The organism is Nocardioides cavernaquae (assembly GCF_003600895.1).
Classification (GTDB): domain Bacteria; phylum Actinomycetota; class Actinomycetes; order Propionibacteriales; family Nocardioidaceae; genus Nocardioides; species Nocardioides cavernaquae.
On the sequence record NZ_QYRP01000002.1, the window covers coordinates 1,005,942 to 1,018,874 of the forward strand.

Below are 12,933 nucleotides of genomic sequence, written 5' to 3' on the forward strand. Positions count from 1 at the left end.
GCCGGAGCCGGCACTCAGAGGAGCGCGTCGACCCGGTTCACGTCGACGGCGACCTTCAGCGACGAGTTCTTGGACTCGCTGAAGACCACGCCCTTGAGCGGCGAGACGTCGCGGAAGTCACGCCCCCACGCGGTCACGACGTAGCGACTGTCGCAGAGGTGGTCGTTGGTCGGGTCGAGGTCGACCCAGGCCCCGCCCGGCACCTGCACGGAGAGCCAGGCGTGCGAGGCGTCGGAGCCCTCGAGCTTCTTCTGACCCGGAGGGGGCTGGGTCTCGAGGTAGCCCGAGACATAACGCGCGGGCAGGCCGAGCGAGCGCAGGCAGCCGAGCGCCAGGTGGGCGAAGTCCTGGCAGACGCCGGCCCGGATCTCGAGCAGCTCGGGCAGCGTCGTGCGGACGGTGGTGGCGCCCGAGCGGTACTCGAAGTCGCGGAAGATGCCCCGCGTGATCGCGACGAGTGCGTCACCGAGCGGCATCTGGGGACCGATCACCGAGCGGCAGTACTCGACGACGGTCGGGTCGGGCTGCACCAGCGGCGAGGGCAGGAGATACGTCGCCCGTTCGACCGGATCGCCCTCCTCGGCCAGCGCACCGACGGCTCCACCGACGGTCCAGCGGTTCAAGGCGTCGAGGTCGACCTGTGCCCAGGAGACGTCGAGGACACTCGTCTTCTCGACGACGAGCTCCGTGTGGGACGTGCGCACCTCGACGTAGAAGCTCCGGTTGCCGAAGTGGTCGACGTGCTCGCTGATCTGGTGCGGCTCGGGCGAGACGTGCACCTGGTTGACCACGACGCGTTGCGTGGGCGTCTCGCGGGGCGCGAGGAAGCCGCGCTCGTAGCAGGACTCGACCGGACCGTCGTAGGTGTACGTCGTGCGGTGCCGCACCTCGTAGCGGCGCGGCGTGAAGTCCTCGGGTCGCTGGCTCACATTCCACCCCAGTTGAACGGCATCGTGTGCTGCGCGGCCTTGCGGCGGAAGCGGCGGCGGGACAGCTCGTCGGAGACGCTGTGCAGGGTTGAGCGGACCCCGATCAGGACGTCGGCGAGCGCGGAACGATCGCCGGCGCAGACGTCGACGAGGTCGACGCGGGCCAGCTCGGCGGCGAGTGCCTCGGCCTTGGCGACGAGCACCTCGTCACCGATCAGGCGCAGGTCCTCGACCAGCCGGTCGACGCAGAAGGAGACCGAGCGCGGGTTGCCCTTGTCGAGCAGGAGCAGCGACACGGCCGAGTGCACCGGCCAGACCGGGCCCTCTCCGGCGACCGTGCGCCGGCGGTGGGTGATGATGCTCTCCCCCACCTCGAGGACGGCCTCGGTGACCTGACCATCGATGATCGGCGGACGCTCCTGGGCGAGGGTGGTGAGCAGCAGGGCGACGGTGAACTGGGCGCGCTCCAGGCGCAGGCCGCCGTCCAGGAAGCCCCAGGACTCGTCGCGGACCATGCTCTCGGAGATCACACCTGCCACCGCGAGCAGCGACTCGAGCATGTCGTAGATCTGCGGCTGCAGCTGCTGGTCCTCGGACGGGATGTGGCCGATCGTGCGCTCCAGGCGACTCAGCACGTGCCAGATGTCGTAGGAGAGCTGGTCGCGCACCCGCTGCGACGACTCGTTGAGCCGCTCGGCCGCCCATGCGACCGTGCCGGGCTGGCTGGCGTCGGCGACCATGCGGCGTACGTGCTGACGCGGGGGCTGGCCGGCCTCGGGCAGGACCATCGTGATCGCGGCGGCAGCGTCGACCATGGCGCGCATGGCGGCCTCGCCGGGGGTGCCGGGCCGGGTGGAGTGGTCCTCGACGAGGTCGTCGGCGACGCGCAGGAGCCGGGCGGCGCACTCGGCCCGCTCGGTGTAGCGGCCGATCCAGAACAGGTTGTCGGCCACACGCGGAGCCACGATCGCCGGCGGCCGCACGGGCACGAGCGACGGCTGCGCGCGACCGGCCCACTCGGCCCAGCCGGCTTCCTCGGTCTCGCCCGCGAGGACCCAGACGTCCTTGGCGACAGCGCCTGCACTGCTCGAGACGTGGATCGAGCTCATCTCGGTGTTGACCCGCGCGAGGCCACCCGGCATCACGTGCCGCTCGCCGTCACGGGTCACCCAGAACGACCGCAGGACGAGGCGGCCGGGCTGGAGCCCGGTGGGGGTGACCACGGGGGTGGTCGAGAGCGCGATCGGCTCCTGGCCGACCCACGCCCAGGGCTCCGCCTCGATCCGCCGCCGCAACGTGGCGAGCTCCTCCGCGCTCAGCTCAGGGCCATACATCGCCGGGTCGGCCACCCCGCGCGACAGCGGACGCAGCACGAGCTTGTCGAGCCGGTCCAGGACGTGGCGGCGGGCATCGGGATCTCCGCACCACCATGACGGCGCCGACTGCAGGAGCAGCTCCTCGCCGAGCAGGGCCTTCGAGGCAGCGGACAGGAACGGGGCCAGGCCGGGGTTCTCCAGCACCTGCGCGCCGAGCGGGTTGGCCACGGTGACGAAGCCGCGGCGGGTCGCCTCGACCAGGCCGGGCAGGCCGAGCTGGGAGTCGGAACGCAGGTCGAGCGGGTCGCAGTACTCCGGGTCGACACGGCGCAGCACGACGTCGACCGGCTCCAGCCGGCCTGCCGCACGCAGCCACACCTTGCCGTCGCGCAGGGTCAGGTCGTCGGCCTCGGCGAGCGGGAAGCCGAGCAGGCTGGCCAGGAAGCTCTGGTCGTAGGCGGTCTCGCTCATCGCACCCGGCGAGAGGAGAACGACGCGGGGCACCTCGGCACTCGCGGGGGCGACGTCGCGAACGGCGGCGCTCATCGTGTGGAAGAAGCCACGCAGCCGCTCGAGCTCGGTGCTGCGGTGCAGCCCGGCGAGCACGCGGGTGGTGATCCGGCGGTTGGCCATCGAGTAGCCGGCACCGGACGGAGCGGACGTGCGGTCAGCCAGCACGCGCCAGTTGCCCTCGACGTCGCGACCGAGGTCGTGCGCACCGAGCACGAGCCCGCCACGGCTCTTGATGCCGTCGACCTGGCGCAGGAAGCCGGGGTGACCGATGACCACCTCGGCCGGGATCACGCCGCGGCGCAGCAGCTGCCGGTCGCCGTAGAAGTCCTCGTGCAGCGCATCCAGCAGTGCGGCGCGCTGCTGGATCCCGCGCTCGAGCTGGGTCCACTCGGCGTGGCCGAGCACGACCGGGAGCGGGTCCATCCGCCAGCTGCGGTCACGTCGCGAGGCGCCGTCCCACACGCCGTAGCGGATGCCGTCGTCGTTGACGAGGCGGCGGGTCTCGGCGCGCGCGGCGAGCAGCCCGGGCAGCGCCATCGACTCGATCGCCTCGGCCAGGAACGCCTGCTCGGGGCGGACCGAGTCGGCGTCGGCGAAGAGTTCGTCGACGCCATGGAGCGCCCCCCGGTCCGCGAGGCGTTCGCGGTAGCCGGCGAGTGGGCCGAAGCCGCGATCAAGCGATTCGGCTCCGAGGGGCGAGAGGGTCACCCGGGCACCCTACGACGAATGACCGGGGCTGAAACGCCGAAGGTCCAGCGTGGTGGGGTACTCCACTCCGCTCGAGCCGTCGACGGCGAGCACCGTGTCGACGTCCATCGGACCGGCGGTGTGACCACCTGCGTGGAAGCGGCTGGCCCGCCGCGCCTCCGCCGACATGGCGTTGACCGGGTGGTCCTCGTAGGCCCGGCCACCGGGGTGGACGACGTGGTAGGTGAAGCCGCCGAGGCTGCGCTTGTTCCACGTGTCGACCAGGTCGACCACGATCGGACCGTGCACACCGATGGTCGGGTGCAGCGCGGAGTACGGCGCCCAGGCGCGGTAGCGGACACCGGCCACGAACTCGCCCGGAGTGCCGGTGGCCGTCAGCGGCATCGGGACGCCGTTGCAGGTCAGCACGTGGCGTCCCTCGACCAGGCCGCTCGCGCTGACCTGGAGGCGCTCGACGCTCGAGTCGACATAGCGGGCGGTGCCGCCGAGAGCCATCTCCTCGCCGAGGACGTGCCACGGCTCGATGGCCTGACGGGCCTCCAGGTGGACGCCGGCGACATCGACCTCACCGAGCCGCGGGAAGCGGAACTCGAGGAACGCGTCGAACCAGCTCTTGTCGAACTTCGGAGAGTCGGGGTCGTGAGCGGCGAGCCAGGTGTTGAGCTCGTCCACGACCTCGTGCAGGTCAGCGGTGGCGAACTCCGGCAGCAGGAAGCGGTCGTGAAGGCGCGTCCCCCAGCGGACCAGCGGTGCCTTGTAGGGCTCGTTCCAGAACCGGGCGACCAGCGCCCGGACCAGCAACGCCTGGACCAGCGCCATCCGCGGATGCGGTGGCATCTCGAAGCCGCGGAGCTCGAGCAGGCCGAGTCGTCCGCGGCTGCCGTCGGGGCTGTAGAGCTTGTCGATGCAGAACTCCGACCGGTGCGTGTTGCCGGTCAGGTCGGTCAGCAGGTGGCGAAGCAGGCGGTCGACGATCCACGCCGGCGCGACACCATCGGGGGCTTCGCGCTGTGCCCGGTCGAGCTCGGCGAACGCGATCTCCAGCTCGTAGAGGGTCTCGTTGCGGCCCTCGTCGACACGGGGCGCCTGGCTCGTCGGACCGATGAACCGGCCGGCGAAGACGTAGGAGAGGGCCGGGTGGTGCTGCCAGTAGGTGAGCAGGCTGCGCAGCAGGTCGGGGCGGCGCAGCAGCGGGCTGTCGGCCGCGGTCGGGCCGCCGAGCGTGAAGTGGTTGCCGCCTCCGGTGCCCGTGTGGGTGCCGTCGACGTCGAACTTCTCGGTCGCCAGGCGGGTCAGCTTCGCGTCCTGGTTGAGCGACTCCGTGAGCTCGCGCAGCTCGGGCCAGGTCGACGTCGGCTGGATGTTGACCTCGATGACTCCGGGGTCAGGTGTCACGCTCATCGAGATCGTGCGGGGGTCGCCGGGGAGCGGGTAGCCCTCGATCACCACCGGCATGCCGACCTGGGCGGCGCTCGCCTCGATCGCCGCGACCAGCTGGAGCGCACGGTCGAGGTCGGTCAGGGGCGGCAGGAACGCGAACAGGTGTCCGTCGCGCAGCTCGACCACGACCGCGTGGCGCGGCGCGTCCGCGATCGGGTGCACCTCGGCGGGCTGCGCCGCGCCGGTGGCCGCGTCGTACGCCGTGAGGGGCGGACGGTCAGCGAACGGCGAGACCTCCGGGAGGTCCGGCGGCGGGTTCCAGGCGAGCGAGTCGAGCGGGAGGCGGAGGCCCGCGGGCGAGTCGCCCATCGTCAGGTAGAGCCGACCACGGCGCAGCTTCCAGGCGGCGGTGCCCCAGCCCTCGCCGTCCGGGTTCTCGAAGACGGGGACGACCCAGGCCTTCTCCGTGGCGAGCGCCTTCTCGTCGATGGAGTCGACCGGCGGAGCATCGGGGTCCTCGGGGTCACCGAACGGCTGCCTCGCGTCGTTCCAGCGCGCCCCGTAGGGATCGTCGTACGCCGCGCGGACGTGATCGGCGGGCACGCCGAGGCGAGCGGCCAGCGCGAGGGAGATGTCGCGGACCTGGCCCCTGGTCGGGTGGGTCTTCTCGCCCCAGGGGTGGTCGAGCAGCGCGGGATCGGACCAGATCGGCTGGCCGTCGGCGCGCCAGGTGATCTGTGCCTGCCAGCGCGGCAGCGGCTCACCCGGGTACCACTTGCCCTGCCCGTGGTGGACGACACCGAGCGGCGCCCAGCGCTCCTTGAGGCGCTGGGTGAGCTGGCGCGCCAGGTCGCGCTTCTCGGGGCCGTCGGCGGCGGTGTTCCACTGCGGGCTGGCCTGGTCGGCGACCGAGACGTAGGTGGGCTCGCCACCCATGGTCAGCCGCACGTCGCCGGTCTCGAGGAGCCCGTCGACGTACAGGCCGAGCTGCTCGACGGCCGCCCACTGGTCCTCGTCGTAGGGCAGCGTGACGCGCGGGTCCTCGTGGATCCGGGTGACGGTGTTGTGGAACGCGAAGCTGACGTTCGTCGGCGCGGTCGCGCCCGTGATCGGGGCGGAGCCCGACGGGTGCGGCGTCGCGGAGAGCGGGATGTGGCCCTCGCCCGCGAACAGGCCGCTGGTCGGGTCGAGCCCGATCCAGCCGGCACCCGGGATGTAGACCTCGGTCCAGGCGTGCAGGTCGGTGAAGTCCTCGGTCGGGCCGGACGGGCCGTCGATCGACTTCTCGTCGGAGGTCAGCTGGACCAGGTAGCCCGAGACGAAGCGGGCCGCGAGGCCGAGCTGACGAAGGACACTCACCAGCAGCCAGGCGGAGTCACGGCAGGAACCCAGCGCCATCGACAGCGTGTGGTCGGGTGACTGGACACCCGGCTCCATGCGCACGGAGTAGGCAACGTCGCCCTGCACCGCCTGGTTGACCTGCACCAGGAAGTCGACGATGCGGGTGCCCTGGCGCTGGGCCAGGCCCTGCTTCTCCAGCCACTCCTGCACGATCGGGCCGGGACCGACGCCGTCGAAGATCTCGTCGACCGGGCGCAGGTAGGGCTCCAGGTCGGCGAGCAGCTCCGGCGGGTAGCTGAAGCCGAACGTCTCGGCGTACTCCTCGACGAAGAAGTCGAAGGGGTTGTGCACCGTCAGGTCCGCGACGAGGTCGACCCGGATGTCGAGCTCCTTGACCGGGTCCGGGAAGACCAGGCGCGCCAGGAAGTTGCCGAAAGCGTCCTGCTGCCAGTTGATGAAGTGGTTGCGCGGGGTGATCGTCAGTGAGTACGACTCGATCGGCGTTCGCGCGTGCGGCGCAGGTCGCAGCCGCACGGTGTGCGGGAAGACCTGCACCGGCTCGTCGAAGGTGTAGGTCGTTCGGTGCTCAAGCGCCACTCGGATCGTCACGCGTGACACCGTACGGCGAACACGTTGCGCGCGCGTTTCGCGAGTCCGTCAGGCGGCGGCCTGGTCGAGCTCGGCCTGGATCGCCTTGCGGACCTTCCGGCCACCGGTCGACATCTTGTAGAGCTGCGCGACCCGCTTGGGAGCGTTCTTCGGCGTGGTCGAGGCGAGCCAGCCGTTGGGCAGCGAGAGCCGGATGACCTTGTGCCACGCGCTGCCGAGCTGGCGCGGGAACGAGCCGGTGACGTAGGGCAGGTCGTACTTCTCGAAGACGGCACGCACCTGGGGAGCGACCTCGGCGTAGCGGCTCGAGGGCAGGTCCGGGTAGATGTGGTGCTCGATCTGGTGGCTCAGGTTGCCCGACATCAGGTGCAGGAACTTGCCACCGGAGATGTTGGCGGAGCCGAGCATCTGGCGGAGGTACCACTCGGCCTTGGTCTCGCCCTCGATGGACGCCTTCTCGAAGACGCTCACGCCCTCGGGGAAGTGGCCACACATGATGATCGAGTGGCTCCAGATGTTGCGGCTGACGTTGGCGATCACGTTGGCCGCGAGGGTCGGGAGGGCCGCACCGAACGGCAGCGCGATGAGCGGGTGGACGACGTAGTCCTTGGTCATCTGCTTGCGGATCTTCTGGAGCGTGGCCTTGGCGCCAGCCTTGAACTCGGCGCTGCGCTCGTCCTTGGGGACCTTGAGGTTCTTGCCCAGCTCGAGGTCGTAGGCCGCGATGCCGTACTCGAAGATCAGCGCGTTGATGACGTTCCAGAACGGCTGCGCGAGGAAGAACGGGTGCCAGCGCTGGTCCTCGTCGACCCGCATGATCGAGTAGCCGAGGTCGTTGTCCTTGCCGAGCACGTTCGTGAAGTTGTGGTGCAGCTCGTTGTGGCTGTGCTTCCACGCCGACGACGGGGTGGCGTTGTCCCACTCCCACGTCGAGGAGTGGATCTTCGGGTCGCGCATCCAGTCCCACTGGCCGTGCATGACGTTGTGCCCGATCTCCATGTTCTCGAGGATCTTGGCGACGGTCAGTCCGACGGTGCCCGCGACGAACAGCGGCGGAAACAGGCTGCCGAGCAGGGCGGCACGCGAGCCGAGCTCCAGGTACCGCTGGGTCTTGATCAGCTTGCGGATGTACGCCGCGTCGGAGGCGCCGCGGGTGTCGAGGACGGACTGGCGGATCGCCTCGAGCTCACGACCCATCTCCTCGATCTGCTCGGAGCTGAGGTGGGCGATCGGGTTGTCGGCGAGCTTCTGAAGGGCAGTCATCGTGATCTCCTGGGTGATCGAGGATCAGTGGTCGAGGTGGCAGGCGCCGGCGGCGGCGCTGATGCAGGTCTGGATCTTGACCGGGCCGGTCATGGCGTCGGCGGTGATGACGTCTCCGGTGCGGAGGTCGCGCACGGCGCCCTCCTTGAGCGGAAGGACGCAGCCCATGCAGATGCCCATCCGGCAGCCGCTGGGCATGAGGACGCCGGCCTCTTCGGCGGCGTCGAGGAGCGTGGTGGAGCCAGCGGCCTCGACTTCGACACCGCTCACGTGGAGCGTGCCGCCGTCGCCGGCGTTGATGGTCGTGACGCGGAACTGCTCGGTCTGGAGCGGCAGGCCCTTGGCCTCGTGGTGCGCCTCGAGGGCGGACAGCAGGCCACCCGGACCACAGGCGTACGTCGAGCGCTCGGCCAGGTCGGGCACGAGCGAGCCGAGGGAGTCGACGTCGAGCACGCCGTGCTCGTCGTCGTAGCGGGCGATGAGGTTGATCGCGTCCGCTGCATCCAACGCGCGAAGGTCCGCCAGGAAGATCGAGTCCGGCTCGCTCGGCGCGACGTGGACGACGGTGATGTCGAGGCCTTCGCTGCGCTCGGGCTTCAGGACACCCTCGTCGGTGGAAGGGAAGAGGTTGCGCAGCATGCCGACCACCGGCGTGACACCGGAGCCGGCGGTCACGAAGAGCAGCTTGCCGGTGGTGGTCAGGTCAAGGACGAACTCGCCGGCCGCCTGCTCGAGGTGGACCAGCGTGCCCGGCTCGGTGCGGTGCACCAGGAAGTTGCTGACCTTGCCGTCCGGCACCGCCTTGACGGTGACCGAGATCAGGCCGTCGCGGCGCGGGCCGTGCGTCAGGGAGTAGGCGCGCCAGTGGCGGACGCCGTCGACGTCGATGCCGATGCGGACGTACTGACCGGGGATGTGGCCCGCCCAGTCGGCACCGGGCTTGATCACGATGGTGGCCGCGTCGCGGGTCTCCGGCTCGACGGCGACGATGCGACCGCGGAGGTCGGCACCGGAGCGGAGCGGAGCGAAGAGGTCGAGGTAGTCGGCGGGCAGCAGCGGCGTGGTGGCTGCCTCGAAGGCACGGGTGAGGCGGTGCGCCAGGCGCGGGCGGCGCTCGGCCGTGGCCGGGGCGGCGTCTGAGGTGAGGAACATCGAGCTCATGCCCTTAAGTCTGGGGACCAAGCGGGTTAAACTCCTGACCTGAGCCGGTGAATCTGGACGGCTTTATTGTTCATAATGAACAAATCAAGGAGTCGCCGTGACCGAGGGCCCGCTCGCCGAACCGCTCAGCCTGACCCCTGAGCAGGTCACCGCACTGCGCGGGCGTCTCCCCCGAGTAGGCGAGAAGGTCGTGGCTGCGGTGATCGCCGAGGTCCCGAGCTACTCGGTGCCCTTCCAGGGACGGATGGGCCGCACCATCGAGGGAGCAGTCACCCTCGCCCTCTCCGGCTTCCTCGACATGGCGGTCAACTCGGCCGCGAGCGGCACGAGCGGCACTCGCGAGCGGCCCCAGCAGGTCTTCGACGCGGCGTACGCGCTGGGCCGGGGCGAGGCGAGGTCGGGCCGGACGATGGATGCCCTCACCGCGGCGTACCGGATCGGGACGGCGACCGCCTGGCGCGAGATGAGCCGCACCGCCGTGTCGCACGGACTGCCCGCGGAGGGCCTGGTGCGGTTCGCCGAGCTGGTCTTCGACTACCTCGACCAGATCTCTGCGGTGAGCGTCGCGGGGCACGCCGACGAGCTCGCCCGGACCGGCCGGCTGCGCGAGCGACACCTGTCCGAGCTGGCCGTCGCCCTGCTCGCCGGACGCGAGAAGGAGCGGCTGGAGCAGCTCGCCGAGCAGGCCGAGTGGAACGCACCTGCGTCCCTGACCGCAGTCCTCCTCCCCCAGTCGGCGGCCCGGGCGACGCGCCCGCTTCTCGACCCGCGCACGCTCGAGCTGGCCGGCGACGTCGAGGCGCTCGACGGGTGGCCCGACCACGCCGTCCTGCTCGTGCCTGGACGATCACGCGCTGCCGTCCTGCGGTCCCTCGGCGAGGTGCCCGGAGTGGTCGGGCCGACCGTTCCCTGGACGGCGGCTTCCCGGTCGTTCCACCGCGCCCTTCGTGCACTTGAGCTCGGCCTGGCCGCCGAGTCGCAGGCACTGGTGGACACCGAGACCCGACTGGCCGAGCTGGTGGTCCGCGCGGACCCGTCGGCCCACGAGGACCTGCGCGCCCAGGTGCTCGCACCCCTCGCCGACGCCCGTCCCGCTGCCGCGGAGAAGCTGACCGAGACCCTGCGCGCCTGGCTGCTGCACCAGGGGCGTCGCGACGACATCGCCGAGGCGCTGTTCGTGCACCCGCAGACCGTCCGCTACCGCATGGGGCAGCTGCGCGAGATCTTCGGCGACCGCCTCGAGGATCCCTCGTTCGTGCGCGACGCGACCATCGCCCTGTCCTGATCGAGCAGCAGAACTGGGGTCCACCCCAGTACCCGGCACGCCCCGTGTGGGCTGGGGTCCCCAGACCCGCCCCGATTCCGCTCCCCGCGCGGCCCCGAAGCCGCGAGCATCGAAACCATGAATCGGACGCGCCTGGCAGCAGTACCGGTCGCGATGCTCGGGATCGTGGCAAGCGGATCGGTCGCGGCGGCAACGCCGAGCGACCCCGACCCGGTGGACAGCACCTCCACCAGTGCGCCGCCCGTCTCCCGCCAGATCCCACGCGGGGCCGGTCCCCGGTCAGCAGGCGACGAGAACCTGCTGGACGTGCCGGAGCGCGCCCTCGCGGCGTACCAGCGCGCGGCCGCTGTCATGGCGCCCGCCGACGCCGACTGCCACCTCTCCGCCGAGCTGCTTGCCGCCGTCGGTCGGGTCGAGTCCGACCACGGCAGGTACGACGCGTGGCGCCTCGGCCCGAGGGCCCGGATGTTCCCCACCCTGATCGGATCTCCCGTGCCGACGACCTCGCGCCAGGCACCGGCCACCCCGGTGGCAGACACCGATGGCGGGGTCTTCGACCACGACGACGCCGCCGACCACCCGCTCGGCCCGCTGCAGATCCTCCCCGGCGTGTGGCGCCAGGTTGCGGTCGACGGCGACGGCGACGGGCAGCGGAGCCCCGACGACCTCGATGACGCGGCCCTGGGACTGGCCATCGCCCTGTGCGACGGCGACCTCGACCTCGCCACGCCCGCGGGGCAGGACGAGGCACTGAGCCGGCTCAACATCCGTGCGCGCTACCTCCGGGCGGTCGAGGCCTTCCGCTCGGCGTACGCGGCACCGCTCCCCGTCACCCCCGTGACCGTCTACGCGATCGGAACGATCGTCACGCCGCCCGAGGTGGAGCCGAGCGACGAGCCGACCAAGGACGCCAAGGAGACCGAGCCGACGAAGCCCGCGCCTGCCTCCCAGCCGGGGCACACCCCGTCGACCTCCGGGCCGACCTCGGGACCCGCCACGCCGACCTCGCCGACGCCCACTCCGACCCCGACGCCCACTCCGACTCCGGTTGAGCCGACCCCGACGCCGGAGCCCACGCCGGAGCCCACGCCGGATCCCGTGCCGGAGCCCACCGCGACGGAGTCATCCGAGCCGGCGCCCGACGCCACGCGCGAATCTGCACCCGCGCCGACCGAGAGCGTGGACGCGCCCGCCGAGTGACCGGGCCTCAGGGCTCCAGCCGGTCAGGCAGGAAGCTCAGGGCTGGGCGGCTGCGCCCGACTCGATCAGGGCGTCGACGTCGTCGATGCCCCAGGCCGCGAGCGCGTCGCGGGTGTGGCTGCCCGCCGCGGCCGCGGGCATGCCGATGCTCGGGGCCGTCCGCGAGAAGCGGGGGGCGGGAGCCGGCTGCAGCATGCCGTCGCGGTCGGCGTACACGCCGCGGGCCTTCATGTGCGGGTGCTCAGCCGCCTCGGGGATGGTCAGGATCGGCGCGACGCAGGCGTCGGTGCCCTCGAAGACCGCGGTCCACTCGGCCATCGTCCTCGTCCTGAAGGTGCGGGCGATCAGGTCGCGCAGCTCCTCGACCCGGTCGAACTCGAACTGCTGCGGCGCGGACTCCGCGATGCCCAGCAGGTCGACGAACGCCGCGAAGAACTGCGGCTCGATCGCACCGACGCTCATGTGCCGGCCGTCCGAGGTCTCGTAGACGTCGTAGAAGGCGGCGGCACCGTCGAGCATGCCACTGGCGCGCTGGTCCGGCTGGGCCAGGCCGATGCCGACCATCAGGGCACCCATCGCGTTGAGGTGAGCCGTGCCGTCCACGATCGCAGCGTCGACGACCTGTCCCTGGCCGGAGATGCGCGCCTCGAGCAGTGCGGCGAGCACGCCGACAACGAGGTACATCGAGCCGCCACCGAAGTCGCCCAGCAGGTTGGCAGGGAACTGCGGCCGCGTCTTGTCCTGGCCCATGGCGAAGAGGGCACCGGCGATGGAGATGTAGTTCATGTCGTGCCCGGCGGCCTGCGCGAGCGGCCCGTCCTGGCCCCACCCGGTCATCCGTCCGTAGACCAGCTTCGGGTTGCGGGCGAAGCAGTCCTCAGGGCCGAGCCCGAGGCGCTCGGTCACACCCGGGCGGTTCCCTTCGATCAGGACGTCGGCGCTCTCGACGAGCTTCAGCACCGTCTCGACCGCGGCCGGGTCCTTGAGGTTGAGCGCGATCGTCGGGCGGCCACGACCCATGAAATCCTTCTCGCCGAACGACAGCATCTGGCCGCCCGGGCGGTCGATGCGGATGACATCCGCACCGAGGTCCGCCAGCGTCATGCACGCATGCGGACCCGGACCGATGCCGGCGAGCTCGACGATCTTGACTCCACGCAGCGGGCCCGTGCCCTGACCAAGTTCCATGACGGAGACAGTACCGGGGACACGGTGTCCCCGTAACTGG

Annotated in this window: 8 protein-coding genes; 2 read left to right on the forward strand and 6 right to left on the reverse strand. The window is 71.2% G+C overall.

Going from position 1 to position 12,933, the window contains the following annotated elements:
• Window positions 1–14: 14 nt before the first annotated feature.
• The 5 genes from D4739_RS04985 to D4739_RS05005 are packed head-to-tail and all read right to left on the reverse strand — an operon-like array spanning window position 15 to window position 9,220.
• Window positions 15–929 carry a transglutaminase family protein gene (locus D4739_RS04985; protein WP_120059537.1) on the reverse strand — a complete coding sequence of 305 codons (915 nt, stop codon included), beginning with the start codon at window positions 927–929 and terminating at the stop codon, window positions 15–17.
• Entirely contained in the window at window positions 926–3,466 is a 2,541-nt protein-coding gene (locus tag D4739_RS04990) for a circularly permuted type 2 ATP-grasp protein (RefSeq protein WP_120059538.1), read from the reverse strand. Before D4739_RS04990 ends, D4739_RS04985 begins: the two co-directional genes overlap by 4 nt.
• A gap of 9 nt (window positions 3,467–3,475) precedes the next feature.
• Window positions 3,476–6,796: a transglutaminase family protein gene (locus D4739_RS04995; protein ID WP_120059539.1), complete on the reverse strand. Its 3,321-nt coding sequence runs from the start codon at window positions 6,794–6,796 to the stop codon at window positions 3,476–3,478.
• Window positions 6,797–6,844: 48 nt separating this feature from the next.
• Window positions 6,845–8,059, reverse strand: a complete 1,215-nt coding sequence (locus D4739_RS05000; RefSeq protein ID WP_120059540.1) for a fatty acid desaturase family protein — start codon at window positions 8,057–8,059, stop codon at window positions 6,845–6,847.
• Between the two features lie 24 nt (window positions 8,060–8,083).
• Window positions 8,084–9,220, reverse strand: coding sequence for a ferredoxin reductase (locus D4739_RS05005; RefSeq protein ID WP_220699234.1), 1,137 nt, complete (start codon window positions 9,218–9,220; stop codon window positions 8,084–8,086).
• A 97-nt stretch (window positions 9,221–9,317) separates the two neighbouring features.
• On the opposite strand from D4739_RS05005, the gene D4739_RS05010 reads away from it, so the two are divergent.
• Together D4739_RS05010 and D4739_RS17305 are read left to right on the forward strand one after the other, a co-directional pair.
• On the forward strand, window positions 9,318–10,505 hold the full coding sequence (locus tag D4739_RS05010; protein WP_120059541.1) for a PucR family transcriptional regulator: 1,188 nt from the start codon (window positions 9,318–9,320) through the stop codon (window positions 10,503–10,505).
• A 117-nt stretch (window positions 10,506–10,622) separates the two neighbouring features.
• Window positions 10,623–11,705, forward strand: a complete 1,083-nt coding sequence (locus tag D4739_RS17305; protein ID WP_274380466.1) for a lysozyme family protein — start codon at window positions 10,623–10,625, stop codon at window positions 11,703–11,705.
• Window positions 11,706–11,741: 36 nt separating this feature from the next.
• On the opposite strand, the gene D4739_RS05020 is transcribed toward D4739_RS17305, so the two are convergent.
• Window positions 11,742–12,893, reverse strand: a complete 1,152-nt coding sequence (locus D4739_RS05020) for a CaiB/BaiF CoA transferase family protein (RefSeq protein ID WP_120059542.1) — start codon at window positions 12,891–12,893, stop codon at window positions 11,742–11,744.
• Window positions 12,894–12,933: the final 40 nt, after the last annotated feature.